Here is a 26,412-nt window from a genome sequence, read left to right as displayed (position 1 = left end):
CATGATTCGGGTGTTGCTGGCGGACGATCAGGCGTTGGTGCGGGCCGGGTTCCGGTCGTTGCTGAACTCCGAGGACGACATCACCGTCGTCGGTGAGGTGTCCGACGGAGCGGAGGCGGTCGTGGTGGCGCGGCGGGAGAAGCCCGACGTGGTGCTGATGGACATCCGGATGCCCGGGACCGACGGCCTCGAGGCGACCCGGCGGATCGGGGCGGATCCGGAGCTGTCCGACGTTCACGTGGTGATCCTGACGACGTTCGACCTGGACGAGTATGTGTTCGAGGCGCTGCGGGTCGGGGCGAGCGGGTTCCTGGTGAAGGACACGGAACCGGTCGAGCTGCTGCAGGCGGTACGGGTAGTGGCGCGGGGGGACGCGCTGCTCTCCCCCGGCGTCACGCGGCGGCTGGTGGCGGAGTTCGCGTCGCGGTCACGGCAACCCCATGCGAGCAAGGAACTCGACGTACTCACGGAACGCGAGAAAGAGATCGTCGCACTGGTAGGCGAAGGCCTGTCGAACGACGAGATCGCAGAGCGGCTCGTCCTGAGCCCGGCGACCGCGAAGACACACGTGAGCCGCGCGATGATCAAACTAGCCGTCCGCGACCGCGCCCAACTAGTAGTCGTCGCCTACCAAACCGGCCTGGTCCGCCCCGGCTGGCTCGACTGAGTACTCCGCGGGTGGTAGGTGGGGTCACTCCCCCGAGGCGACGCGGTGGGGGCTTGACGGCGGCACTCTCGTTGTATGGATGCGCTTGTTGAGGTCAGTGGGCTGACGAAGAGGTATGGCGACACCGTCGCGGTTGACGGTGTCGATCTGAGGGTGCTGGCGGGTGAGGTGTACGGGTTTCTGGGGCCCAACGGGGCGGGGAAAACGACGACCCTGCGGATCCTCACCGGGTTGATCGCGCCGACGAGTGGGAGGGTGCGGGTGCTGGGCGGGCGGCCGGGTGAGTCGGGAGTACTAGGGCGGACCGGGTCGATGATCGAGTCGCCCGCGTTCTACCCGTACCTGTCCGGGCTCGACAACCTGCGGCTGCTCGCGGAGTACGCCGGGGTGAAGCGGCAGCGGATCGACGAGGTGCTCGAGCTGGTCGACCTGGCGGATCGGGCCAAGGACCGGTTCTCGACGTACTCGCTCGGCATGAAGCAGCGCCTCGGCGTCGCGGCCGCGCTGCTGAAGGATCCCGAACTGGTGATCCTCGACGAGCCGACGAACGGGCTCGATCCGGCCGGGATGCGCGACATGCGGCGGCTGATCCGCGACCTCGGTACCGGCGGACGGACCGTACTGCTGTCCAGCCATCTGCTCGGCGAGGTCCAGCAGATCTGCGACCGGGTCGGCATCATCAACGCCGGCCGGATGGTTGCCGAGCACAACGTCGACGACCTCCGTGGCGAACAGGAACTCGTCGTCCGGGCCACGCCGAAGCAGGAGGCGCAGACGCTGCTCGCGCGGTTCGGTACGGTCCATCAGTACGACGACACGCTTCGGTTGCAGGTCGATCCGCACCGGGCCGCCGAGGTGAACCGCGCGCTCGTCGAGGCCGGTATCGAGGTGTCCGAGCTGCACACCGCGGAACTCGCGCTCGAGGACATCTTCTTCGAGTTGACGACGGAGAAGACCCATGTTGGGTAGCTACCGCGCCGAGATCCTCAAGCTGCGCAAGCGATCCGCCGTCTGGGTGCTGTTCGGCGCCGGTCTCGTGCTGAGCCTGATCTTCGGGTACCTCCTGCCGTACATCGCGTACACGACCGGCGACGACGCGCCGAGTACGGCCGGCGTACCGCGGGCCGAGGTGCTCCGCGGCATGCTGCCGGGACGCGTGATCGACAACACGATCGGCGGCTACCCGATCTTCGCCGGCGCGCTCGCCCTGGTCCTCGGGGCGATCGTGATCGGCGGCGAGTACAGCTGGGGAACCCTCAAGACCGTCCTTACCCAGCGCCCGCGTCGCGGCACGATCCTCGGCGCGCAGTTCCTTGCCCTAGGCACCATGATCGCGGTCTGGGTACTCGGCATCTTCGCAGCCTGTGCCGCGTGCAGTATCGCCGTCGCGGCTGCGGAGAACGGCGCCACAACCTGGCCGAGCATCGGCGATCTCCTCAAGGGCCTGGCCGGCGGCTGGCTCGTCCTGATCATGTGGTGCCTCGCCGGCGCCGTCCTGGCCGTTGCCTTCCGCAACGTCGCACTACCGATCGGCCTGGGCGTCGTCTGGATCCTAGGCATCGAAACGCTCCTGGCCGGCGTCGTCAGCAGCCTGCTGCCAAGCCTCAAGTGGCTCGCCAACCTACTGCCCGGCACGAACGCCGGTTCGCTCGTCTTCAACGTGACAGGCATGGCCGCCGCCGACGCCCCACCCGGCGTACGCGACGCAGTAGGCGGCGCCCGAGCCCTCCTGACCCTGCTCGCCTACTGCGCAGCCTTCACCACCCTCGCCGCCTGGACAACCAGGAGACGAGACGTCACCTGATGCCGGCGTGGACCAAGGCGAGTTCGCAGAACATGGCGTTGGCCCAGGAGAACCAGTCGCGGGTGAATTTACGGGGGTCGTCGACGTCGAAGCCCTCGTGCATCAGGCCGGTGCCGCCGGTGGTGTCGCGGAGGAGTTCGAGAAGGCGTTGGCGTTCTTCGGCCGAGGTGCTGGAGATGCCTTGGACGGCCAGGGCGATGTGCCAGATGTAGCGGGGTGGGGTGTGCGGGCTGCCGATGCCGGCGGCCGCGGTACCACTGTAGTAGTACGGGTTCTCCGGGCTGAGGAGCAGCTGGCGGGTTGCGAGATAGGTCGGGTCGTCCGCGGCGGCGTACCCGGTGAGGGGGATTCCGAGGAGGCTCGGCATGTTCGCGTCGTCCATCAGCAACGACTCCCCCAGCCCGTCCACCTCGTACGCGTACACCCGGCCGTGCACCGGATGCTGGACCGTGCCGAAGGACGCGATGCCCTCGTCGATCTCGGCCTTCAGCGCCTTGGCCCGGACGGCGAGCGACTCGTCGTGCAGTACCTCGGTCGCGAGCTCCTCGACGTACCCCAGGACCACCGCGGCGAACATGTTCCCCGGCACGTTGAAGCCCAGCTCGGTCGCGTCGTCGCTCGGGCGGAACGCGCTCCACGACATCCCGGTCGGCTTCGTCGGCCGGCCGCGGCCGTCGCGGACGAGCGTGTCGGAGTCACGGTCGTCGTGCCGCTGGAACCGGTACGGCGACCGGGCCTCGTGGTCCTGTTCCACCGTCCACAGGTCGACGATCGCCTCCGCCGCGGCCCGGAACCGCTCGTCGATCACGTCCGCGCGCCCGGTGATCCGCCACAGCCGGTACGCCAGCTCGAGCGGGAAGCACAGCGAGTCGATCTCGTACTTGCGCTCCCACACCCACGGCGACATCTCGGTCTCGTCGGTGACGTGGCCGGCGCCGTTCGCCTCCTTGTTGAACGCGTTCGCGTACGGATCGAGTACGACGTACTCCAGCTGCCGGTGCAGTACGCCGATCAGGATCTCCTGCAGCCCCGGATCGTCCTTGCACAGCAGCAGGTACGGCCGCAGCTGGGCGGCCGAGTCGCGCAGCCACATCGCCGGGATGTCGCCGGTGAGCACGAACGTCGTCCCGTCCGGCAGCCGCTCGGCGACCGCGGGCAGGTTCTCGGCCATCGAACGCCGGAACATCTCCGCGATCGTCTCGTCGCCACTGGCCTGTCGGACAGCGGCCGTGGCGCGGGCAAGGACCTCGGGGTCGATCATCAACACGTCTACCTTTCAGCAACGAGGGCGGGATTGGGCGAGAAGGTCCGGTCCAGGACCAGGCTCGCGGCGCCGATCGCGCCGACATCGGCACCGAGCGCGGTACCGGTGACCTCGAACGGATGGACGGCGCGAACCAGGAAGCGCTCTGCGAGCGCGCCGCGCACCGCCTCGCCCAGCACCGGGGCGAGTTGGGGCCAGTGCGGACCGCCGAAGACGACACGGTCGAGGTCGAGCAGGTTCGCGATGTCCTCGACGACCTTGGCGATCCGTACGGCCAGTGTGGTCACGATGTCCCGGGCCGCGCCGGGTTCGCCGGCGAGCGCGCACAGTTCGGCGAAGGCGGTCTCCACCGCGAGCCGGTCGTCCAGGTCGGTGCCTTCGGCAAGTACTCCGGCCTGCACCGCCTGCTGCACCAGGTACCGCGGCTGGCTGGTCTCGCCGACACAGCCGCGCCGTCCGCAGTAGCAGACCGGTCCGTCCGGGTCGACGATCACGTGGCCGATCTCGCCGACATTGCTGGACGCGCCGCGGACCACCTCGTCGCCGATCACCAGTCCGGCGCCGACCCCCGTACCGAGATAGAAGAACACGAAGCTCCCGCCCTGCCCGGCCCATCGCTCCGCGGCCGCGGCAGCGGTCACGTCCTTGTCCAGGATGATCGGCAGACCGGTGCGCTCCTGGAGCTGGTCACGGAGCGGGACGAGATGCCAGGTCGACAGGTTCGGCGGGTCCACGACCACGCCGCGTTCGACGTCGATCGGACCGGGCGCGGCGATGCCGACACCGGTGACCCGTTCGCGCGGTGCGCCTGAGGAGGCGATCACTTCCTCGATGGTCTTCGCGATCCCGTCGATCAGCAGGTCGGGGTCGTCGGCGTACTGGTCGACCGGTCGCCGCGCGACCACCTCGCCGGTCAGGTCGAGCAGTACGACGGTGACCACGGACGGGTCGAGATGGACGCCGACGGCGTACTGGCCGGTGGGTTCGAGTTCGAGGAGCGTCCGCGGTTTGCCGAGCCCGGCGCCGCGCAGCCGGCCGGCCTCGCGAACCAGGCCCGCGTCGAGCAGGCGGCGCGCGATGTTCGAGATCGCCTGGCCGGACAGGCCGGTCGCCGCGGCGAGCTCGACCCGGCTGAGTTGCTCGCTGCGGCGGATCGCGTCCAGGACGACGGCGTCGTTGAAGCCGCCGACCCGATCCAGATTCGTTCCCCGCCTAGCCATGCGGGTCCGCGCCCCATGGCCTCGACCAGTCGTACTCCACATCTCCATCGCCGGTACGCCAGGTGTTGGGCGTGGTGTTGACCAACCAGTCCGTCGGCTCGATCCCGCTCTCGTCGCCGCCGTCGAGGGCGAGGCGGATCCCGGCACGGAGGTCGCGGTCGGCCTCGGGGGTTCGTGCGGCCGGGTCGATCGAGAGGAACAGCGCGGTGCCGGAGCGGGCGATCAGGTCGAGGAAGCGGGCGTTCAGCTCCCACGGGGTCTGCGGGGTGCACGGGACGCAGTCGGCGTCGACGGTGAAGAACCGGTTGTGCTGCGGGAGGCGGTACGCGAGCGTGTTCACGCCCATCTTCCGGGTGCGTTCCCAGTCGCGGCCGGAGGTGTCGTCGCCGGTTCGCTGGATGTCGACGAGGCCGGCGGCCAGGTGGCCGACGGTGTTGCAGCCGATCACCAGCAGGTCGTTCGCGGCGGAGCGGATCTCGCGGTAGAGGTCGAGAACGATTTCGGCGGTGGTTCGGGTCGGGTCGTGGAACTGCCAGCCGTCGGCGGTGAGGTGGGAGCCCATGGCGGGGCCGAAATTGCCGAAGAGGTCGAAGGTGGTGAAGTCGTGCTTCACGAGTTCGAAACCCCAGGACTGGAAGCGGTGGAGATCCGCGCGCAAGCCGTCGAGGACCTCGGGGTGAGTGGGGTCCAGGGCGCGGCCTGGTTTGTCGTGCGGGGCTTTCGAGGCCAAGGGGGACGGCTCGCGGACCAGGAGTGGGCGGAACCAGATGCCGGGGCGGGCGCCGATTTCCTTGATCGCGGAGGCGGTGGCGGCGAGGTCGTCGAAGACGCCGGGGATGCCGCGGTCCCAGGGGCCGCCGGAGCAGACGCCGCCGGGGTACCAGCCGTCGTCGACGACGCTGAACGGCTTCACCGGGTGCCCGTCGGCGAGCTCGACGATGGTGGCGGCGTCCTTCAGGACCGCCTTCTCGTCGAAGTTCTCGCCGTACGCGTAGTACCAGTTGTTGGCACCAACTACAGGCCCGGCTACCGGCGCGGGCTCAGGTCGCGCCGGTAGCCGGGTGCTCATGGAGGCGACGGCTGCGTTCAGCGTCTGCCAGGGAGTACCCCCGTCGTCGAATCGTCGCACGACTGCTGCTGCCAGCGTACGACCGTCCAGGTGAACCGGACCGCCGCCGTTCCGCAGGTCGAGCCACAGGGTGTACCCGTCGCCGTCGACCGTCCACGCACAGAACGCGTTCGGCTGTACGTCGACACCCATCCCGAACGTGCTTGTTCGCGAGTGGACGAGGAAGTACCACGGCAGTAGCCGCTCGGGCTGCTGGTGCCGCCACTGCAGGTCGCCGTACGAACGCTCCCAGGCGTCACCGAGGATCAGCGCATCGGCCGGGAGCCGCTCCGACCAGCGCAGCGCGACCCGGGAGACGCGCTGCGCGGTGACCTCGACGATCCCGTCGTTCCAGGTGATCTCGGCACCCGCGCGGGACGGAGTGACCAATCCGTCCGAGGGGTCCGTCTGGACGAAGTAGGCGGTGGGTTCTCTCATTTCCCCAGAGACTTTAGTTAGTGCCTCTCGAACCGGTCAAGGTGGACAGCGCGGCCACGAGACGGTCGACGTCGGACTGGTCGTTGTACGGCGCGAGACCGGCGCGGACCGCGCCCGCCGGGCCGAGGCCGAGCTGCCGCGCCGGTTCGTACGCGTAGAACGAACCGGCGGGCGCGTTCACGCCGGCCCTGGCAAGGTGCTCCGCGACGGCGGACGGCTCGTGACCGTCGAGCGTGAAGAGCAGCGTCGGCGTACGGCTCGCGGCGTGACCGTGGAGCTTGATCCCCGGGATCGCGGCGAGCCTGGCCTCCAGGTCGTCGCGGAGCGCGTCCTCGTGTTCCGCGACCAGGTTGAGCGAGTTGACGAGGCGCTCGCGGCGGGTGCTGCCGGAGCCGCCGAGACCGGCGATGAAGTCGACCGCGGCCGTCGTACCGGCGAGCAGCTCGTACGGCAGGGTGCCGAATTCGAACCGCTCCGGTACGACGTCCGTCGACGGCAGGAGCTTGTCGGGCCGCAGCGTCTCGAGCAGCTCCGGCGCCGCGGTCAACGCACCGAGATGCGGGCCGAAGAACTTGTACGGCGAGCAGACGTAGAAGTCGGCGTACCGCGCGTCGACCGGCGCGTGCGCGGTCAGGTGCACGCCATCGACGTAAATCAACGCACCGGCCTCGTGGACCTGGTCGGCGATCTTCTGCGTGTCGGGACGCGTACCGAGGAGGTTGGAGGCGGCGGTGACCGCAACCAGGCGGGTGCGGTCCGACAGGAGCGGGGTGAGGTCGTCCAGTTCGGAGGTCTCCGGGTCGAACCCGAGCCACTTGAGCGTGGCGCCGGCGGCCTCGGCGGCCTGCACCCAGGGCCGGACGTTCGCGTCGTGGTCGAGGCGGGTGACGATCACCTCGTCGCCTGGCTGCCACGTCTTCGCGAGCGTCCGGGAGAAGTCGTACGTGAGTTGCGTCATGCTGCGGCCGAAGACAATGCCCTGGGCGGTAGTGCCGAGCAGGTCGGCGATCGCCTGGCGGGCGTTCACGACCGTCTCGTCGGCCCGTCGCTCGGCGGGAGTCAACTGGCCGCGGTTGGCGAGTGCGGACGTCATGGTCCGCGCGACCGCGTCGGCGACGGCCTGTGGCGTCTGCGAACCGCCCGGCCCGTCGAAGTGCGCGGCGCCCTCGCCGAGCGCGGGGAACTGCTTGCGGACGGCGACGACATCGAAGGAGGCACTCATGCGCGTCATCCTCTCTCGCTACTGACACCCATTGCTACCACGTGCCCGAATACGGATAAAAATGCACGAACTGTCCGCCGATTAGTGCAGGATGTCAGGAGTGAGCACGGATACGACTACTGACACCGCTCCTGTGCGGGCCTGGCTGCCCACGATGATCACCCTCGCGGCGATCTGGGGCTGCAGCTTCCTGTTCATCTCGGTCGGCGTCCGCGAACTGCCGCCGCTCTACCTGGCACTCGGCCGCGTGCTGGCCGGTTCCGTCGTACTGCTCGCGATCCTGATCGTGAAGCGCGAGCCGCTGCCGCGCGACCCGCGGCTGTGGGGGCACTCGTTCGTGGTCGGCGCGATCGGCTCGGCGATCCCGTGGACCCTGTTCGGGTACGGCGAGCAGCGGATCCCGTCGCTGCTGGCCGGCATCTGGAACGGCATCACGCCGCTGATCGTGCTGCCGATCGCGGTGCTGATCTTCCGGACCGAGAGGTTCTCGGCGCAGCGCGGGTTCGGGCTGCTGATCGGGTTCCTCGGGATGCTCGTCGTACTCGGTGCGTGGCGGGTGCAGGGCGGCGCCAACCTGGTCGGACAGGGGTTGTGCATGCTCGCCGCGTTCTTCTACGGGCTCGCGATCCCTTACCAGAAACGATTCCTGGCCGGTACGGCGTTGTCCGGTACGGCGTTGTCGACCGCGTTGTTGCTCTGCGCAACGGTCCAGCTGGCCGTCGTCGCGCCGCTGGTCACCGGGCAGGCACCGCCGGCGCCGTGGTCACTGTCACTGAAGGTCGTGCTGAGCGTGGTCGCGCTCGGTGCCCTAGGCAGCGGGCTCGCGTTCGTCCTCAACATGCGCAACATCCGGCTGATCGGCGCGAGCCGCTCGTCGATGGTGACGTACCTGATGCCGGTGTTCTCGATCGTGGTCGGCGTGATCGTGCTGAACGAACACATCACCTGGTACCAGCCGGTCGGCGGCCTGATCGTCCTGCTCGGTGTCGCCGTCTCCCAAGGCCTGTTCGCCGGCCTCCGCCGTAAGCCGGTGGTCGCCGCGGCGACCACCTAAGCACGACGGAGGTTGGGAACCGCGGCGACCACGACGGCGAGGAGGGCGAGGAGGGTTCCGGCGACCACGGGTGCGGTGATCGGCTCGTCGGTGACCGGGACGAAGATGTCGATGAACAGGCTGGCGATCAGCTGGCCGGCGATCGTGCCGAGGCCCAGGACGAAGACGCCCACGACGCGGACCACGGCGGCCGCGGCGCTGATGAAGATCACGCCGCACATGCCACCGAAGTACAGCCACGGTTCGCTCGGTAGGTGCTTCGGTGCTCCGCGGAACGCCAGGTCGGCGGCGAACACGAGCAGCAGCGCGAGGAAGCCGACGAGGAAGTTCACCACGCCGGCCGCGACCGCGCCGTACGCGTCGGTGGAGGCTGTCCGCGCGACGCGCCCGTTGATGGCTTGCTGTACGGCCGTACCGACGCCGCCGAGCGCGGGCAGGATCGCGAGCAGCAGGCCGTCGGGATGGCTCAACTGCTCCGACACGGCGAGTCCGACTGCAACGAGGGCGATCGCGGCGCCGACGATCCGGAGCGCGGTGAGCGGCTGCGGGCCGGCCGGGCCGAACCCGAGGCGGTCGACGACCAGGCTGCTGATCGCCTGACCGGCGACGCCCGCGACCAGGAACACCGCGACACCGATGACGGAGACGGTGATCGACTGCGTCGCGACGAGGAACGCTCCCGCGACGCCGCCGAGACACTGCCACCAGCGCAGGCCGCCGTACCCGCGCATCGGTGTACGGATCTGGCGCCAGACGTTGGCCAGTCCGCGCCGTACGCCGGGGACCGCAGCGGTGATGAGGAGCAGTACGAACAGGCCGGTGCCGAACGAGATCAGCGCGGCCGGGATCCCGTCGCCGAGCAGACCGCCGAGCTCGCCGTTGATCCGGGACTGGACCGCCACCAGCATCCCGATCCCGAATGCCGCCGACAGGCCGACCAGATGATGCTTCCGGTTCATGTGCGGCGGATCAGCGCGAGGTACATCGCGTCGGTGCCGTGGAGGTGCGGCCAGAGCTGGACGTCAGGGCCGTCGCCGAGGTCCGGTACGCCGGGGAACAGCGCGCGGGCGTCCTCGAGGGTCACGTCGTCGCGGCGCGCCAGTACGGCGTCGACGACCGCGCGGGTCTCGTCCGGATGCGGGGAGCATGTCACGTACGCGACGACGCCGCCCGGGCGGACAGAGGTGAGTGCGGAGTCGAGCAGCGCTTCCTGAAGCGGGCAGAGCGCCTCGATGTCTTCCGGCGTACGACGCCAGCGCGCCTCCGGTCGACGCCGGAGCGCCCCGAGCCCGCTGCACGGGACGTCCGCGAGTACCCGGTCGAACGAACCGGCGGGCCAGGTCGGCTTGGTGCCGTCGCCGACCAGCACCTGGTGATCACCAGGGATCGCCCGCAGGTTCTGCCGGACCAGTTCGGCGCGGTGCTTGAGCGGCTCGACCGCGGTCAGCCGCCCGTCCTTCAGCAGCGAGGCCAGCAGCGCGGACTTCCCACCGGGTCCGGCGCACAGGTCGAGCCAGTTCGCGTCGTCCCCGTCGACCTTCACCGACGCCAAGGCGATCGCCACCAGCTGGGAGCCTTCGTCCTGCACCCCGGCACGACCGGCCGCGACGGCGCCGATCCGCCCTGGATCCCCGCCGCCCTCGAGCGCCGCCCCGTACGGCGACCACCTGGCCGGAACCGCACCGGCCTTGGTCAACTCCTCCACGTCCGACAGCCCGGGGCGCGCTACCAAGGTGACCCGAGGCGGGTCGTTGTCCGCCACCAGCAGCCGCTCCAGCTCGTTCGCGGCCTCACCCGGCGGCGCGGCGCCCGGACCATCGGCAAGGGCCCGCTCGAAGGACTCGACCACCCACCGCGGATGTGCTTCGGCGATCGCGAGGTGGCCGACCGGATCGTCTTCCCAGCGCGGGGCGACGGTGTCGATCCACTGGTTCAGGGTTCGCTGGCTGATCTTGCGGAGCACGGCGTTGACCAGGCCGGTGCGTTTCTGGCCCAGTTCGGAACGGGTCAGCGTGACCATCTCGGACACGGCGGCGTACGAGTCGACGCGCATGTTCAGCAACTGGTGGGTGCCGAGGCGGAGCATGTCGAGCAGCTCGGGATCCAGCTCGTCCAGCGGGCGTGAGACGGTGCGCGCGAGGAAGCCGTCGTACGTGCCCTGCCAGCGCAGCGTTCCGTGGACGAGTTCCGTACAGAACGCGGCGTCGCGCCCGGACAGGCGCGACTCCCGAAGCGCCTTGTTCAGGGCGAGGTTCGCGTAGCCGCCTTCGGCGTTGACCTGGCGGATCACCTGGTACGCGACCCGGCGTACCCGATCCGGCCCGCGCTGCGGACCACGATTCCGCGGCGACCGATCACTCACGCCGAGGGCCCCAGGACGTCCTCGTCTGTCAGCCGTACGCCACGAGCCCAGTCCGCGGCTGCCATCGGCTTCTTGCCCTGCGGCTGGACGGTCACCAGCTCGACCGCCTTGCTCCCGGTGCCGACCTTCACGCTCGACTTGGTCGCCAGCAGTTCGCCCGGCTTGAGTTCGTCGGAGGTCAGCCGGACGGCGAGCACCTTCAGTCGCTCGCCCCGGAAGGTCGTCCACGCCCCCGGCGCCGGGTTGCATCCACGCACCAGCCGGTCCACCCGCTGCGCCGGTGCGTGCAGGTCCAGCTCCGCGTCCTCGACGGTGATCTTCGGCGCCAGCGTCACCCCGTCGGCAGGCTGCTCGCGGGCCTCGAGGACGCCGGCTTCGATCCCGTCGAGCGTGTCGACGAGCAGCTTCGATCCGGATACCGCGAGCCGGTGCAGCAGGTCGCCGGCGGTGTCCTCGGGCCCGATCGGCTCGGTCAGTACGCCGTACACCGGGCCGGCGTCGAGCGCCTTCACGATCCGGAACGTACTCGCGCCGGTCACGTCGTCACCGGAGATGATCGAGTGCTGTACCGGCGCCGCACCCCGCCACGCGGGCAGCACCGAGAAGTGCAGGTTGACCCAGCCGTGCTCGGGGATGTCGAGCGCCGCCTGCGGCAGCAGACCGCCGTACGCGACCACCGGGCAGCAGTCCGGCGCGATTTCCCGCAGCCGCGCCAGGAACTCCGGGTCGCTCGGCTTCACCGGCTTCAGGATCTCGATCCCGCCGAGCTCCTCCGCGTACTGCGCCACCGGCGACGCGACGAGCTTCCGGCCGCGCCCGGCCGGGGCGTCCGGCCGCGTCACCACCCCGACCAGTTCGTGGCGGCTGGCAACGATCGCCTCGAGTGCCGTGACCGCGGGTTCCGGCGTACCGGCGAAGACGACTCTCACAGTGCACCTCTCACAGGCCAAATCCGTTCGTCGGGTGGGGTGACACCTTGACCGTGGGTGGGCCCGACAGGCCGGACCATTCGGCTTCGCGGATCGCCTTCATCGCGGCCTTGCGGGTCTCGCGGTCGAGGCGGTCGACGAACAGCACGCCGTCGAGGTGGTCGGTCTCGTGCTGGATGCAGCGCGCGAGCAGGTCGGAGCCCTCGATCACGACCGGGTCGCCGTACATGTTGAAGCCCTTCGCGATCACCGACTGGGCGCGCCGGCAGTCGAACGTCAGGCCGGGGATCGACAGGCAGCCCTCGGGGCCGAACTGCTCCTCCAGCGACAGCCTCAGCTCCGGGTTGATCAGGTGTCCGAGTTCGCCCTCGACGTGGTACGTGAACACCCGCAGACCGACGCCGATCTGCGGCGCGGCCAGGCCGGAACCGGGCGCGTCCTGCATGGTGTCGGTGAGGTCCGCGACCAGGCGGCGCAGCTCGGCGTCGAAGTCGACGACCGGCTCGGCCTTCGTGATCAGCACGGGGTCGCCGAACAGGCGGATGGTTTGGACCGACACAGACTCTCCACAGCACTCAGGACCTGGACCGGGACAGTTTAGTTGGCCTGCGCGGTGGGTTCTGTTGGGAGGCCCCCTCCCGTTTGTTGCCACAAGCACGTACTGTGTTCTCAGGCGTACCTACAGTCACTGCCGTCACACGCCGCTCGGGAGACCCAATGCTCACAGCAGCACGGGGGGCAACTCTGGTCCTTCTGGGTGCACTGCTCACCCAGGCACCCCTCACCGCCCAGGCCTACCAACCCCGCGACCCGGAACTCCGTACCGCACCCGGTACGACACCGACCCCCCAACCGTCCGCGACCGCGACGCCGTGGTCACCGACCGGGATCGCGAGTGGGGAGCCGACCGCTGACCCCACCACCCCTTCCAGCCCCGGCTCGACGCCGACGGCAAGCTCGGACGAGCCGCCTGCCGCGCGGTCGTGGAGCGAGGTCGTGAAAGAGGTGACGGAGACCTCACCGGGCGACGTGCAGCTGCGGTCCGCAGATACGTCTGCGCAGGCTGCTTCGATGCTTCGGTGCTTCAAGCTCGAGACCGAGAACTACTGCCTCGGGCTCGGGTTCGTGGATCAGGTGCCGACTGGTGCTCAGCGGCATGCGCTGATGGAACAGCCGAGTCTGCGCGCCGCGGACGAGGTCGGCGCCGAGCAGGACATCCCGACGGGTGACCTCACCCCCGCCGCGTTCGTCGCCCAGCGCGCCGCCCTCCCCAAGAGCCGGCGCGTCACCGCCGAACTGGACGAGATGCAGTCCGCCTGGAACGGCCGCGAAAAAGCCCGCGAACTCCGCGAACTCGCCGAAGCCAACACCCCACCCCCCAACGCCGAGGAGGAGGGCACGCCCGAGCCGTCGGCGGGCCTCGGCCGGCCAACCGCTGAGGCCACGCCGACCAGCGGCCCGACGAGCACCCCGACCGCAACACCCACCGTGACGCCGACGATTGTCCCTACGCGGACGGCTCCGACCACCGGGACTCCGACCACGCCGGTGCCGACGACTCCGGCGGCGCCTGTTGTGGTGCCGGGTTCGGCGTACATCATGAAGGGGTATCAGACGTCGCAGGAGAAGGGCTACTGGTGCGGTCCGGCGACGTTCCAGTCGATCGACTGGGCGGATGACAACCAGAAGGACACCCAGGCGTCCTGGGCGAAGGACCTCGGCTCGACCACCGGCGGTACGGCGATCTCCTCGATGGTCCAGCAGACCAACCTGAAGACCAGCTGGCCCAAGTCCGCCGGCACGTACATCGTGCAGAGCGTCTCGACCTGGAACGCGCAGACCTTCTTCGCCGTGCACCAGAAGCACCTCGGCGTCTACAAGGCCCCGGTGATCGAACACGTCCAACTGCTCAAGCGGTACTTCCCGTACCTCGCGTTCAACCACAGCGGCCACTACCAGGTCGGCCGCGGCTACGACAAGAAGAACGGCACGATCGCGATCTTCGAGGTGTTCAACGAGCGCCGCTTCAACAGCCGGGGCAACGTCACCGACGGCCCGCGGAACATCCCCGCGAGCGCCCTGTTCAACGCCACCCTGGCCAACTCCTTCCAGAACATCGGGCTGTAGATGCGTCGCCGTACCGTTGCCGTAGGCACCCTTGTCCTCGTACTGGCGGGCTGCTCCACCACCAAGCCGGAGAGCAGCCCGACGCCAACGCCGTCGGCCACCCCCACGCCGACGCCGTCGAGACCGACGGATGTGGGTACGGCACTGCCCACGTGGGCGAACGTCCTGCGGCAACCGGTCGACGGTCAGCACCTCGTCACCCAGCAGAGCAAGTACGTCGTCACCCGCGGCAGCGACGAGGCCGGTACGACGACCATCACCGACCGCACGTCGAAACGGGCCGTGGTCCGGCACGTCCCCGCAACCGGCTTCGTCGCCCAGTCCCCCGTCGTGATCGACGACCGCTACGCGCTGCTCGAGGACATCCGCTCCGACGGCCCGGACCCGCAGATCAAGGTCCTGCGCTACGACCTCACCTCCGGCAAGGCGACCGCACCGGCGATCCCGCCGGTGTCCGAGCCGGAGATCGGCGCGTACGACGGCACGTTCGCGTACAGCTCCACCGACGCGAAGAACCGTTCCTGCCTGATCGTCGCGGACCTCGCGACCCTGAAGTCCCGCAGCGTCACCTGCGTCGACGCACCCGGGTACGTGGCCGACCCGGTGGTGTCCGCCGACACCGTCACGTTCAGCGAGATCGTCGCGCCGGAGACCTCACGCCGCTGCAAGCGCGTCCTGACCGCGGCCCTCGCCGGCGGCCCGGTCCAACCGGTGCCCGCGGCAACGAACTGCATCCAGTGGAGCGGCGCCACCGTCAAAGGAGCGACCGTCTGGTCCGAGGTCGGCGCCAACGACCCGGATCAGTACCAGAGCAAGGCGTACGTCCGCGAGTCCGGCGACTCCCCCGCCCGCCCGCTCGGTACCGTCGTCACCGACACGATCCTTGCCTGCGGCAACTGGATCCTCTGGGAGACGCGCACCGTCGGCGCCACCGGCGAGGACACGTACCAGATCAACCGCTGGCGCCCCGGTCTCACCAAACCGCAGACCATGTACGGCGGCAAGCCCGGCGTGGCACTCACGCCGATGACCTGCCAGAACAACACCATCTACGTCGAAGCGGCCTACCTCGCGACCACCCCGGCGTACACCGAAACGATCTCGGCCGCGGTTTAGAGGCCCCGGGCAGCGAGTTGGGTGCGGAGGGTTGTGGCGCCGGTGAAGAGTTCGGCGTCGAGGCCGACCGCCCGGGCGCCGTCGACGTTGTACGCCATGTCGTCGGTGTAGAAGGTCCGTGCCGGGTCCAGGTCGAAGCGCTCGATCAGGATCCGGTAGATCTTCTCGTCCGGCTTCGCGATCTGCTCGGCGCCGGAGACGATCTCGCCGTCGAAGTGCCGGAGGACTCCGAACGCGTCCTTCGCCACCTCCCACTTGTCGGCGGAGAAGTTCGTCAGCGCGTACGTCGGTACGCCGGCCGCCTGAAGCTCCTTGAGGACCGCGGCGGTGTCCTCGAACACGCCCTTCACCATCTTCAGCCACCCGGTGTCGTACGCCTCGATCCACTCGGCATGCTCCGGGTGCAGGCTCTTCAACTCCGCGACTGCCTCGGCCCACGGGCGTCCTTCGTCCAGCGTGTGGTTCCAGGCCGGCGTCGTGACGTTGGTCAGGAAGTGGGTCCGCTCCTCCTCGTCCGGGATCAGGTCGGCGTACAGGTACGTCGGACTCCAGTCCAGCAGCACCCCACCGATGTCGAACACGACCACGTCGGTCATCCGCTCAGTCATACCCGCCACCCTACGAGACCTGGCGCGAACGGGGCCGCGGCTTTCACGGTCCGCAGGATCGGTACGGTCTCGATCGCCGTGATGTGCTCGATCGCGCCGAGGCGTTGGGTCAGGTACGTATGCAGTGCGTCCGGTCCGGTACAGATCGCCTGCGTGACCAGGTTGGTCCGGCCGGTCGTCGCGGCGACGAAGACCAGTTCGTCGTGCTCGGCGAGGGCCCGCCCGACGGCGTCGAGATGCGCGGGTGGCACGGACAGCCACAGCATGGCGCTGGTGGTGAACCCGAATGTCATCGGGTCCACGTCCACGTCGAGGAAGATCGCGCCGCTCTGCAGCAACTCGTCGAGCCGCCGTGCGACGGTGGCCGTGGACCATCCTGTCCGTACAGCCAGGTCCGCGAGGGTGGCTCGCCCGTCCTCCCCGAGTGCCGTCAGCAGCTTCGCGTCGTCGGGGCCTAACGTCGTCGGCTCGCCGCGGCGGGCTCGGGTCAGGGCGGCGACCTGCGCCTCGGTGAGCGTCTTCGCGCGACCACGCCAGGCCGTCGAACCGCCGACGTACAGGTGCAGGAGGTAGTGCGCCGAGACCGAGGTGATGCTGCTGGTACGCGGGATGTCGTTCAGCAGCAGGGCGTTCCTGTCGGTCGGCGTACTGTGCACGATCGACACGATCTCGGTGCCGCCGGACGCGAGTTTGACCCAACTGGTGTCCGGGCGGCGCGACAGGGCGCCTGCAAGATCCTGCGCGGTCTGCGGCGCCGCGGTCAGTCGGAGTAGCCACTGCGAGCGACCGGCGGCCTGCGGATCAGGCAGCGCGGTCACGCGCAGTCCGGCCTCGGCACGCAGCCGGTTGAACCGGCGCGCCACGGTCTGCGTGGAGACGCCGAGCACCTCCCCGATCCGGCTGTACGGCGCCCTGCCGTCCAGCTGCAGCGCGTGGAGCAAGGCCCGGTCGATCTCATCCAGCATGGTGACGATCATCGCCGATCTCGCCATCGAATGGAAGATTCCTGCAGATTCCTGATGATAGATGGAAGATCAAGCGGCCGGACCAGATCGTGGCGGTATGAAAAACATGCGATGGATCGGGCTGATCGCCCTCCTGGTCGCCGAGGCGATGAACCTGCTCGACGCGACGATCGTCCAGGTCGCGGCCCCGGTGATCCACACAGACCTCGGCGGCCGTACATCAGATCTCCAGTGGTTCAGCGCCGCGTACACATTGCCGTTCGCGGCGTTGCTGATCACCGGTGGACGGCTAGGCGACCGCTTCGGCCGACGGCGCTGCTTCCGGATCGGCGTCGCCGTCTTCGTACTCACGTCGACAGCGTGCGCGCTCGCGACCACGTCGGCGTCGCTGATCGGCTTCCGCGCCGTACAGGGCGCCGCAGCCGCGTTGGTGATTCCACAAACGATCGGCCTGATCAAGACGAGCTTCACCGGCCGCGAACTGTCCAAGGCACTCGGCACGATCGGCCCCGTGATGGGACTGGCCGGCATCTCCGGTCCGCTGCTCGGCGGCGTCATCACCGAGACGACCTCGTGGCGCGCCGTCTTCCTCGTCAACGTGCCGCTCGGCCTTGCCGTACTCTCCCTGTCCCACCTGTTGCCCGAGTCGGCCGCTCCGCAGCGGATCGATCTGATCGGGACGGTGCTGCTCATCAGCGGCACGGGTCTCGTCGTGTACCCGATCCTGCAGTCGCAGGCGTGGTACCTACTCGCTCCCGGTGTCCTGTTCCTCGGACTGTGCTTCCTGCGCAAGGACCTGATCGAGCGGAGCCTGTTCGAGCATCGCGGGTTCGCGCCCGCGCTGATCACCTCGGCGTTGTTCTTCTCGGTGATGAGCGGCGTGACGTTGGTCGTCGTACTGCATCAGCAACTGACGCTGCATCACACCGTGATGCGCTCGAGCCTCGTCCTCCTCCCGTGGTCGGCGGCGTCCGGAATCGCCTCGTTGGCAGCGGGCCAGTGGCTGGTCGCACGCTTCGGTTCGCGGCTCATGTACGCCGGACTCGGCATACTGCTTGCCGGCCTGGCGATCGCGCCGTACGCGTTGCTGCCCGCGCTCGCGCTCGGTGGTGCCGGTGTCGGACTGTTCACGACGTCGTTCTTCACCGAGGCACTGCACCGGGTGGAGCCACATCAGACCGGGTCCGCTGCAGGACTGCTCAACGCGGTCCAGCAGTTCGGTGGGACGCTCGGGGTGGCGGCGTTCGGATCGGTGTTCCTGCAGCACCCGGTGACGATCGACCGTGCCGTGTGGGTGGCGGTCGCGGCGATCGTGGTGACGGTCGCGACCGCGCACCTCATGCGGTCGCCGCGTTCGCTTCGGCTCGGGCGTGCAGAGCGGGCGCCAGCGAGTACTGGCCGATGAAGATCGCGACGCCGAGAACGGCGCAGCCGAGCCAGGTGACCGTCGGGCCGAGGTGCTCGAGCGCGTTCGTACCGGCCAGCGGGCCGACGACCGTACCGACGCCGAACGCCATCCCGGACAGGCCCATGTAGCGGCCGCGCAGGTCGACCGGGGCGAGATCGGCGAACACCGCACCAATCACTGCGGCGAAGCCGATCTCGCCGATCGTCCACACCACCACCGACAGCCCGTAGCCCCACCAGCTGTGGACGACCGCGCCGAGGCCGAACCCGAGACCGACGACCAGCATCGAGGCCGCGAGCAACTTCGGCCGGTCCAGCGTCACCATCCACTTGCCGAGGAACGGCTGGATCAGCACGATCACGACACCGTTCAGCGCGATCACCAGGCCGTACGTCCGGGAGGAGAGACCGTCGTCCGACATCGCCAGCGGGAGGGTCGAGTAGCCCTGCATGTAGATCGTCGCGTAGCCGATCTGGATCAGGATCATCAGCAGGAACACGTGGTCGCGGATCACCACCGGCAGCAGCGACCGGCGTACCGAATTGTCCTCGGGCGCCGGGCGGCTCTCCGGCACCATCGACCAGATCACCAGGCCGGCGATCACCGACGTCGCCGCGTTCACCCAGAACAGCAGGCCGTACCCGAACGACGCGAGCACACCGGCGGCGACGGTCGAGACCGAGAAGCCGAGGTTGATCGCCCAGAACAGCAAGCCGTACGCGCGGACCCGCTCGGTCGGATCGAGCAGGTCCGCGACCGTCGCCTGGACCGCCGGGCGGAACAGGTCGCCGAGCAGGCCGACGAGGAACGCACAGACCCAGATCAGCGCCATGTCGCGGGCGGATCCGAGCAGGACCAGGGCGGCCGCCGTACCGAAGAAGCAGATCAGCATGGTCAGGCGGCGCCCGACGCGGTCGGACAGGAACCCGCCGGCGAGTTGGGCGGTGACGGTCCCGGCGCCGACAGCGGCCGCGACGGCTCCGGCCGTACCAGCAGTGAGGTGGCGGTCATGAGTGAGGTAAAGGACGAGGAACGGCTGGACAAAGCTCCCGAGCCGGTTGACCAACTGGCACACCCACAGTGCCCAGAACGCCCGCGGGAGTGCGGTGGTACGGGTGCCGTCGGCGGTGATCGCGCTCATGGCATCAACTGTCCGGGGTCGAGGCCGCCTTGTCGACGATTAGTCCCAGGGCTAATCTTGGGCGGTGATCACGATCAGGCTGACCGCCGGGGACGTCGGGCGGATCCGGTTCGCACTGTCGCCGCTGTGGGAGGCGATGACGAGCGTCCGGGCGCTCAGCAACAACACCGCGCGCAGCGTGCACGGCCCGTGGCTGCAGAAGGTCCGGCCCACCATCGAGGGCGACGACCTGACGTTGCTCAAGGCCCTCATCCCGCCGTACGGCTACGTGCCGGACTTCCTCACGCCCGCGCCGCCGCGGCGGTCGACGAGCTTCGAGTCCGGCCTGGCCACCGTCGCCGCCACACCCCTCGACCTCGTCGTGAGCGAGCTCGGCAAGCTCAACACCGACACCCCGCACCCGCTGCTGCCCGAGCTGATCGCGCACCCCGCCCGCGGCTTGGACCGGATCACGTCGGCTCTGGACTCGTACTGGCGGCGCGCCCTCGAACCCGACTGGCGCCGGATGCGCGCGCTGCTCCAGGAAGACCTCGCGTTCCGCCTCGACGAACTGGCGAGCGGCGGCCTGGAACGCCTGTTCCGCAACCTGCACCCGTCGATCCACTACCGCAGCGACCGGATCGAGATCGACCGCCCGTACTGCTGCGACGGCGAACCGATGGCCGGCCAAGGTCTCCTGCTGGTCCCCTGCGTCTTCACCTGGCCGGCCGGCCTGGCCGTCACCGCGGCGCCGCATGTCCCCACGATCACGTACCCGCCGAGAGGCCTCGGCCGCCTCTGGGAAGACCGCCAGGACACCACGGACTCACCCCTCGCGGACCTGGTCGGCCGCACCCGGGCCGCCATCGTCAGCCACCTGGATCTCCCGATGTCCACCACGCACCTGGCCAACCAGCTCGGCGTCTCCGCCCCCACCCTCAGCGTCCACCTCAGCATCCTGCGCAACGCCGGCGTCGTCACCTCCCGCCGCGACGGCCGCACCGTCCTCTACCACCGCACCTCGCTCGGCAACCAACTCCTCGCCGCCTCCACGACGCTCGCGACAACCGCCTGATCCTTGACAAGCCCCGCGGCGATCGGACAGATTGGCAAACGGCGCCGACCGGTCGCCGAGCCGTGGGACATCCGCCCCAGTCGGGGTTCCATCGGGCGAAGGGGAATCAGCCCTCTCGGTCGTCGATGCCAGCAGGCCAACTCCGTACACCACGTCACTGGGGGGCGACGGTGTCGACGAGGAGGCTTGTCATGACGAAGGACGGCAATTTCAAGAAGGTCGTACGGCGGCACGCCGAGGAGACCGGCCAGCGGTACACCGAAGCGCTGACCGATCTCGAAGGTCTGAACGACCGCATCTACCACGAGCCGGACGGCGAACGGCTGGTCGTCCACCTGCGGGACCGCTACGGGATCGACGCGGTCGCGGCGACCAAGCTCAGCGTGCACAAGACGTACGTCTTCCGCATCGACCGGAACGACGGTCCGCCGTGGATCGCGCGGGCGTTTCCCCCGGCCCGGCCGCGGGCCGACGTCGAGGGCGACGCCGCGGTCCTGCGGTTTCTCGAGCACCACGACTACCCGGCCGAACGGCTCGCGGTCGACGACGCGGTGTCCGACTTCGACGGCAGCGCAGTGCTCGTCACCGAGTACATCGAACACACCCCGCTGCCGGCGGAGCAAGGGTTCGAGATGATGGCGGACCTGCTCGGACGGCTGCACGCGTTGCCGTTCGACGAGACCGTCAGCCGGCCTGGTGGAGCGAGCGGTGAGGACCCTCGGCGGATGGGCGAGCCGCGGCAGGATCTCCTTGCGGGCTTGGCGTTTCTCGACGCGGTTGACACGAAGGTGGGGGCGGCCGACCGCGAGCGGTTCGAGCAGCTTCTCGACCAGGTACGCTCCGCGGACGACGGTGACGGTCTGCCCGAGGGACTCGTACACGGCAACCTCCTGCATGCTCCCGATCACGCGGTCATCGGCAAGAACGGGCCGGTGGCAATCAACTGGAAGGCCTCCGGGCGCGGTCCACGGCTGTCCGACCTCGCGTACCTGCTGTGGGGAACCGGGAACTGGGCTCCGACGAGAAGCACCAACGAGGAACGCGTCGAAGCAGTGGTCCGGGCGTACCGCAAGCACGTCGAGCTGACCGACGAGGAACTCGACCGGCTCGAAGGCGTGATGTACATCAGGCCGCTCTACCTGGTGTGCTTCGGCTACCGGCGCGACCTCACCAAGGGCGTGCCGTTCGAGGAGTGGTGGTTCCTCGAGCCGGCTGAGTACTTCACGACCACCGCGGCGGCAACCCGAAAGGCCTTCGGACGGTAGGTCAGCCGAAGTTCGGGGGGTCGACCTGGAGGCGGACCGTGCCCGGGTTCTTCTTGGTGGCCCGGGCCGATTGGGCTTCCTTGAGCGAGCGGACCAGCGTCGCGCCGTGGGTACGCGGGGTGCGGACCACGGCGCGGGCTGTTTCGTCGTCGATGTCCACCGGGCCGAGGACCTCCAGGCCGGCGGACGGCGGGATCAGCTCGCGAAGGCGGGTGATCAGGTCGTTCACGGATTCCGGCGGGCCGGTCAGCTCCGCGAGTTTGGCCGCCGGGGCGAGCCGGGCGGTACGGCGTTCTTCGATCTCTCGGAGGGCGTACCCTTCGGGACTCCAGCGGACGATCGCCTGCAGGGGAAGGGCGGACGGGTCGCCCACGAGGATGACGGGAGCGCCTGGGCGGACCAGGGCGGCCGCGTTGAACCAACGGCGGACGGCTTCCTCGGCGGCCCGCAGGTCGGGACGGGAGAGCATCAGCCAGGTGTCCAGGAGAAGCGCGGCGGCATACCCGCCCTCGGCGACAGGTTCGGCGCCTGGGGTGGTGACGATCAACGCGGGCGCGTCCGACACCGAGTCGAGTACGTTGTCGCCGCCCGACGTCCGTACGACGACGCCCGGGAACGCCCGCCCGAGTTCTTCCGCCGTCCGACGCGCACCGATGATCGCGGCGCGCATCCGGGTGTCGCCGCACTCCGGACAGCGGTGGTCCGCCGCGGGACGACCACACACGCTGCAGCTCGCCGGCCCGGATCCCCCGGTACGGCGCAAGGTCCCGCCACACGTCGAGCACCGCGAAGGCGCCCGGCACGTCTGGCAGACCAGGCTCGGCAAGTACCCGGCGCGCGGGACCTGGACCAGCACCGGCCCGGACCGCAGCCCCTCGCGCGCGATCTCGAACGCCCGGTGCGGCAATCGCGCCGCCCGCGCCGACGGGTCCCGCGCGAGGTCGATGTCGGACTCCCCCGCGATGTGTACCGACGGCGCCGCCGCGCGGATCACCTTCCGGTCCGCGATCAGCTCGTGCGCGAACCCGGACTCGATCAGCGCCGCCGCCTCGGCCGACCGCGCGTACCCACCGAGGAGGGCCGCGCACTGCTGCCGGAACGCCCGTAGCAGCAGGACTTCCCGGGCATGCGGGTACGGCGCGCGCGGTTCGGCGTACGACTCGTCGCCGTCGTCCCACATCGCCACCAACCCGAGGTCCGCCACCGGCGCGAACGCCGCGGCGCGGGTCCCGATCACCACCCGGGCGCGACCGTGCAACGCGGACAGGAACGCGCGATAACGAGCCGTCGGCCCCAGATCAGCCGACAGCGTGACGAACCCCGACTCCCCCAACACCGACGCACACGCCGCCGCCAGCCGCTCCAGATCCCGTGCGTCCGGCGCGAGCAGCAACGCCCCACGACCCGACGCCGCACACACCGCGGCCGCCTGCGCGAACGCCAGCGGCCAGTCAGCCCCCGGTACGGCGGTCCACACCGCGCGCGGCGCCTCGCCGCGGGCGATCGCGTCGAGGAAGCCAGCAGGGTACGGCGACCACTCGGAGCGCGACGTCGACGCCGGCGGCAAGGCGGGCTGGTCGCAGCGCAGCGACTCGTTCTCCACCTTGGCGTGCCGGGGCGGGACCGCCAGGCGGGTGACATCGGCGAACACCCCGGCGTACCGATCGGCGACCGCTCGGCACAGGTCCGCGATCTCCGGTGTCAGCACACGCTCGGGAGAAACCACCTTGCGCAGCCGGACCAGCTTGCCGTCGTGATCGGACTCAGCCAGTCGCTCCAGTACGAACCCGTCCAGGTCCTTGCCGGCGAACCGTACCTTCACCCGCGCGCCAGGCTGCGCGGCCGCGGCCATGTCGTCCGGGACCAGGTAGTCGAACGGCCGGTCCAGATGCGGCAGCGAGACATCGACCGCGATCCGGGCCACCGGCAACGTCGTGGTGATCTCGGCCGGTTCCTTGGTGCGCGACTTGCGAACGGTGTCGCGCAGCAGCGTCAACTGCTGCGGGGAGTCTCCGTTCGATGTCACCGGGAAACTCTAGTCGGCCACGACGACACTCCGTCGGAGGCCGACGCCTCGCCTGTGGACAACCGACGGCCCGGCCCCCTCGCGAGGGGGCCGGGCCGGGTATGCCGTGCCTACTTGTTGACCGCGGCCTTGAGGGCCTCGACGCGGTCCGTGCGCTCCCAGGTGAAGTCCTCGCCGGTGCGGCCGAAGTGGCCGTTCCGCGCGGTCTGGGCGTAGATCGGCCGGAGCAGCTCGAGGTCGCGGATGATCGCGGCCGGCCGCAGGTCGAAGACCTCGCGGACCGCGTCGGCGATCTTGCCGACCTCGACCTTCTCGGTGCCGAACGTGTCGACGTAGAAGCCGACCGGAGCGGCCTTGCCGATCGCGTACGCGACCTGGCACTCGACCCGGTCCGCGAGCCCGGCCGCGACGATGTTCTTCGCCACCCAGCGCATCGCGTACGCCGCCGAACGGTCCACCTTCGACGGGTCCTTGCCGGAGAACGCGCCGCCGCCGTGCCGGGCCATGCCGCCGTAGGTGTCGATGATGATCTTCCGCCCGGTCAGCCCGGCGTCGCCCATCGGGCCGCCGATCTCGAACCGGCCGGTCGGGTTCACCAGCAGCTTGTAGTCGGCCGCGTCGATGTCGAACTGCTCGAGCACCGGGTCGACGACGTGCTTCTTGATGTCCGGCGTCAGCATCGTGTCCAGGTTGATGTCGGCCGCGTGCTGGCTGGACACCACCACGGTGTCGACCCGGACCGCGCGGTCGCCGTCGTACTCGATGGTGACCTGGGTCTTGCCGTCCGGCCGCAGGTACGCCAGGGTGCCGTTCTTGCGCACCTCGGCGAGCCGCTCGGACAGCCGGTGCGCGATCGTGATCGGCAGCGGCATCAGCTCCGGCGTCTCGTTCGACGCGTAGCCGAACATCAGTCCCTGGTCGCCCGCCCCCTGCAGGTCCAGTTCGTCCTTGGACGCGTCGGAGCGCGTCTCGTACGCCGTGTCGACGCCCTGCGCGATGTCCGGCGACTGGCTCCCGATCGCGACCTGCACCCCACAGGACGCGCCGTCGAAGCCCTTCAGGGACGAGTCGTAGCCGATCTCGAGGATGCGCGACCGCACGATCCCCGGGATGTCGACGTACGCCGTCGTGGTGACCTCACCCGCGACGACTACGAGACCCGTGGTGATCAGGGTCTCGACCGCGACCCGGCTCTTCGGGTCCTCGGCCAGCAACGCGTCGAGGATGGAGTCGCTGATCTGGTCAGCGATCTTGTCCGGGTGACCCTCGGTCACGGACTCGGACGTGAAAAGGCGCCTCGCCACAGTTCTCCCTCGAATTCCTCGTGTGCCGCCCGGCTGCGCGTTGGCACGGCCGCGCGATCCCCCCATGCACCGGCGGTTGGCGATGCATCTGGGAAGTATGCCAGCAGTTTCCCCCGCAGGCCCGGCGACGCTCCGAATTTATCCGCAATCCGAGATCGCTGATCACATACTGGACGCGGGGACGGGTTTCACGCGTGCGCGCCGACCGTCACGTGGCCGAGTGTGAGCGATGGCGCAGCACCGAGAACGGCCCCTACACGGTCCACCTCGGCCTCCAGCAGCCTGCGGCGACGCCGGTTCAGCGGGCTCAGCGCCTCGACGGTCACGTGCAGTGTCCGGCCGGACTTCCGCTGGTGCCAGACGCCCGCGACGACGCCGTCGACGAGCAGCAGCGGATAGTTCCCGGCCTGGCCGCGGGCGGTCGCCCGTTCGAACGCCTTACCCGGGAAGAGCAGTTCCCGCGGGAAGCTGCCGACTCCGTACGCGTCGAAGTACGGCAGCAGCCGTACGCCCTCGGCTCGCTCGTCCGGGAAGTCCTCGTCGCCGGGCGCGACCCACGCCGTCTCGCCGTTGAGCATGACCTGCGGGAGATCCTCGAAGTACTGCCTGACCGTCGTCGGCGTCACGTTGAGCCAACGCGCGAACTGCTGCGGTGTCGCCGGGCCGTAGGAGTACAGGTAGCGGTGCAGGAGCTCGGTGAGGGCCTTCTCCCCGGGCATCGGGTCGAACGGGCGCAGCCGGTGCGGATTCGAGTACGTCGTGAGCCGCCCGCGCATCGGCCCGTGACACAGCACGCCGGCGTGCGCCGCCACGTAGACAGCCTGCCGCCACCGCGCCCACGCGCCCTGGAACGCGGGGATCGTCGGCGTACGGGCCCACTCGCCGGTCCGCCGTACGACTTCCTCGGTCAACTCGTCGACGGTCAGATCGTCGTGCGCGAGCGCCTCGCCGATCGCGGCGACGATCTGGTCGATCTCGTCCGCGCTCATCCGGATCGGTACCGGCTGCTGCCCGTTCGACGGCAGCGCCGACAAGGCCCCGGTCCACATCGGCAGGTCCTCGAGCGGCAACAGATGCACGGTCCCCCGCGGCCCGAACGTCTTGACCAGCCCTTCGTCGCGCTGCACCGAAGCCCGATCCGCGCCGTCAACCCGGAGCGCCACGGACAACTCTCCCGCGGCCGCGATCTGCGCGTGCGCCCCGCACATCCCGCGCACCGCGTCCACCGGCGTACCTACGGGCTCGACCAGCCCGTGCCGCCGCGTCCGCCGCGCCACGACAGCCTGCCAACTGATCTCCATACCGACGAAGGTACGTGGAGAAGCGGACA

The 26,412-nt window shown here is 69.6% G+C and carries 23 protein-coding genes; 9 read left to right on the top strand and 14 right to left on the bottom strand.

Annotation, left to right across the window (positions count from 1 at the left end; translation table 11 throughout):
• Position 1 precedes the first annotated feature (1 nt).
• The 3 genes from ACFYRU_RS17485 to ACFYRU_RS17475 all read left to right on the top strand — a co-directional run bounded on the left by ACFYRU_RS17485 (position 2) and on the right by ACFYRU_RS17475 (position 2,471).
• The gene (locus tag ACFYRU_RS17485) at positions 2-667 is read left to right on the top strand and encodes a response regulator (protein ID WP_387659501.1); all 666 of its coding nucleotides are present in this window, start codon (positions 2-4) and stop codon (positions 665-667) included.
• Positions 668-742: 75 nt separating this feature from the next.
• The gene (locus ACFYRU_RS17480) at positions 743-1,636 is read left to right on the top strand and encodes an ABC transporter ATP-binding protein (RefSeq protein ID WP_387659498.1); all 894 of its coding nucleotides are present in this window, start codon (positions 743-745) and stop codon (positions 1,634-1,636) included.
• A complete protein-coding gene (locus ACFYRU_RS17475) occupies positions 1,626-2,471 on the top strand; it encodes an ABC transporter permease subunit (RefSeq protein ID WP_387659495.1) in 846 nt (281 codons plus the stop codon). Before ACFYRU_RS17480 ends, ACFYRU_RS17475 begins: the two co-directional genes overlap by 11 nt.
• Here the strand turns inward: ACFYRU_RS17475 and ACFYRU_RS17470 are convergent.
• From ACFYRU_RS17470 to ACFYRU_RS17455, 4 genes are read right to left on the bottom strand one after another with little or no spacing between them, the layout of a single operon-like run.
• Positions 2,464-3,732 carry a glycoside hydrolase family 125 protein gene (locus ACFYRU_RS17470; RefSeq protein ID WP_387659492.1) on the bottom strand — a complete coding sequence of 423 codons (1,269 nt, stop codon included), beginning with the start codon at positions 3,730-3,732 and terminating at the stop codon, positions 2,464-2,466. The two genes, ACFYRU_RS17475 and ACFYRU_RS17470, sit on opposite strands and share 8 nt — an antisense overlap.
• Before the next feature lie 8 nt (positions 3,733-3,740).
• Positions 3,741-4,955, bottom strand: coding sequence for an ROK family transcriptional regulator (locus ACFYRU_RS17465; protein WP_387659489.1), 1,215 nt, complete (start codon positions 4,953-4,955; stop codon positions 3,741-3,743).
• Positions 4,948-6,501: a hypothetical protein gene (locus ACFYRU_RS17460; RefSeq protein ID WP_387659486.1), complete on the bottom strand. Its 1,554-nt coding sequence runs from the start codon at positions 6,499-6,501 to the stop codon at positions 4,948-4,950. Before ACFYRU_RS17460 ends, ACFYRU_RS17465 begins: the two co-directional genes overlap by 8 nt.
• Positions 6,502-6,514: 13 nt before the next feature.
• Positions 6,515-7,723 (bottom strand): cysteine desulfurase-like protein, encoded by a 1,209-nt coding sequence (locus ACFYRU_RS17455; protein WP_387659483.1) that lies wholly within the window; start codon positions 7,721-7,723, stop codon positions 6,515-6,517.
• Between the two features lie 100 nt (positions 7,724-7,823).
• Between ACFYRU_RS17455 and ACFYRU_RS17450 the strand changes: the two genes are divergently transcribed.
• Positions 7,824-8,777, top strand: a complete 954-nt coding sequence (locus ACFYRU_RS17450; protein ID WP_387659480.1) for a DMT family transporter — start codon at positions 7,824-7,826, stop codon at positions 8,775-8,777.
• Here the strand turns inward: ACFYRU_RS17450 and ACFYRU_RS17445 are convergent.
• The 4 genes from ACFYRU_RS17445 to def are packed head-to-tail and all read right to left on the bottom strand — an operon-like array spanning position 8,774 to position 12,627.
• Entirely contained in the window at positions 8,774-9,736 is a 963-nt protein-coding gene (locus ACFYRU_RS17445) for a DMT family transporter (RefSeq protein ID WP_387659477.1), read from the bottom strand. The genes ACFYRU_RS17450 and ACFYRU_RS17445 overlap by 4 nt on opposite strands.
• Entirely contained in the window at positions 9,733-11,139 is a 1,407-nt protein-coding gene (locus ACFYRU_RS17440; protein WP_387659474.1) for an RsmB/NOP family class I SAM-dependent RNA methyltransferase, read from the bottom strand. The genes ACFYRU_RS17445 and ACFYRU_RS17440 overlap by 4 nt, the downstream gene beginning before the upstream one ends.
• Entirely contained in the window at positions 11,136-12,068 is a 933-nt protein-coding gene (fmt, locus tag ACFYRU_RS17435) for a methionyl-tRNA formyltransferase (RefSeq protein ID WP_387659472.1), read from the bottom strand. Before fmt ends, ACFYRU_RS17440 begins: the two co-directional genes overlap by 4 nt.
• A 10-nt stretch (positions 12,069-12,078) precedes the next feature.
• Positions 12,079-12,627, bottom strand: coding sequence for a peptide deformylase (gene def / locus ACFYRU_RS17430; RefSeq protein WP_387659469.1), 549 nt, complete (start codon positions 12,625-12,627; stop codon positions 12,079-12,081).
• 158 nt (positions 12,628-12,785) lie between these two features.
• Here def and ACFYRU_RS17425 point away from each other — a divergent pair, with 158 nt between their 5' ends.
• Positions 12,786-14,195, top strand: a complete 1,410-nt coding sequence (locus ACFYRU_RS17425; RefSeq protein ID WP_387659466.1) for a C39 family peptidase — start codon at positions 12,786-12,788, stop codon at positions 14,193-14,195.
• Positions 14,196-15,311, top strand: coding sequence for a hypothetical protein (locus ACFYRU_RS17420; RefSeq protein ID WP_387659463.1), 1,116 nt, complete (start codon positions 14,196-14,198; stop codon positions 15,309-15,311).
• Here the strand turns inward: ACFYRU_RS17420 and ACFYRU_RS17415 are convergent.
• Positions 15,308-15,919 (bottom strand): HAD family hydrolase, encoded by a 612-nt coding sequence (locus ACFYRU_RS17415; protein ID WP_387659461.1) that lies wholly within the window; start codon positions 15,917-15,919, stop codon positions 15,308-15,310. The two genes, ACFYRU_RS17420 and ACFYRU_RS17415, sit on opposite strands and share 4 nt — an antisense overlap.
• Positions 15,916-16,911, bottom strand: a complete 996-nt coding sequence (locus ACFYRU_RS17410) for an Lrp/AsnC family transcriptional regulator (RefSeq protein ID WP_387659459.1) — start codon at positions 16,909-16,911, stop codon at positions 15,916-15,918. The genes ACFYRU_RS17415 and ACFYRU_RS17410 overlap by 4 nt, the downstream gene beginning before the upstream one ends.
• A gap of 70 nt (positions 16,912-16,981) precedes the next feature.
• Between ACFYRU_RS17410 and ACFYRU_RS17405 the strand changes: the two genes are divergently transcribed.
• A complete protein-coding gene (locus tag ACFYRU_RS17405; RefSeq protein WP_387659456.1) occupies positions 16,982-18,289 on the top strand; it encodes an MFS transporter in 1,308 nt (435 codons plus the stop codon).
• Here the strand turns inward: ACFYRU_RS17405 and ACFYRU_RS17400 are convergent.
• A complete protein-coding gene (locus ACFYRU_RS17400; RefSeq protein ID WP_387659453.1) occupies positions 18,222-19,433 on the bottom strand; it encodes an MDR family MFS transporter in 1,212 nt (403 codons plus the stop codon). The genes ACFYRU_RS17405 and ACFYRU_RS17400 overlap by 68 nt on opposite strands.
• Positions 19,434-19,497: 64 nt before the next feature.
• On the opposite strand from ACFYRU_RS17400, the gene ACFYRU_RS17395 reads away from it, so the two are divergent.
• Both ACFYRU_RS17395 and ACFYRU_RS17390 read left to right on the top strand, forming a co-directional pair.
• The gene (locus ACFYRU_RS17395) at positions 19,498-20,487 is read left to right on the top strand and encodes a helix-turn-helix domain-containing protein (protein WP_387659450.1); all 990 of its coding nucleotides are present in this window, start codon (positions 19,498-19,500) and stop codon (positions 20,485-20,487) included.
• Positions 20,488-20,678: 191 nt separating this feature from the next.
• A complete protein-coding gene (locus ACFYRU_RS17390) occupies positions 20,679-21,752 on the top strand; it encodes a phosphotransferase enzyme family protein (RefSeq protein ID WP_387659447.1) in 1,074 nt (357 codons plus the stop codon).
• 1 nt (position 21,753) lies between these two features.
• Here ACFYRU_RS17390 and ACFYRU_RS17385 read toward each other — a convergent pair whose 3' ends face one another.
• The 3 genes from ACFYRU_RS17385 to ACFYRU_RS17375 form a co-directional block, all read right to left on the bottom strand.
• Positions 21,754-23,778 (bottom strand): primosomal protein N', encoded by a 2,025-nt coding sequence (locus ACFYRU_RS17385; RefSeq protein ID WP_387659444.1) that lies wholly within the window; start codon positions 23,776-23,778, stop codon positions 21,754-21,756.
• A 110-nt stretch (positions 23,779-23,888) separates the two neighbouring features.
• Complete coding sequence (gene metK, locus ACFYRU_RS17380; protein ID WP_387659441.1) at positions 23,889-25,082, bottom strand: methionine adenosyltransferase; 1,194 nt, start codon at positions 25,080-25,082, stop codon at positions 23,889-23,891.
• Positions 25,083-25,270: 188 nt separating this feature from the next.
• Positions 25,271-26,383, bottom strand: a complete 1,113-nt coding sequence (locus tag ACFYRU_RS17375; protein ID WP_387659438.1) for a winged helix DNA-binding domain-containing protein — start codon at positions 26,381-26,383, stop codon at positions 25,271-25,273.
• Positions 26,384-26,412 lie beyond the last annotated feature (29 nt).

The sequence above is a fragment of the Kribbella sp. NPDC004536 genome (genome assembly GCF_042873835.1).
In the GTDB taxonomy this organism is placed as follows: domain Bacteria; phylum Actinomycetota; class Actinomycetes; order Propionibacteriales; family Kribbellaceae; genus Kribbella.
This window is presented reverse-complemented; position numbering and strand designations above follow the sequence as displayed.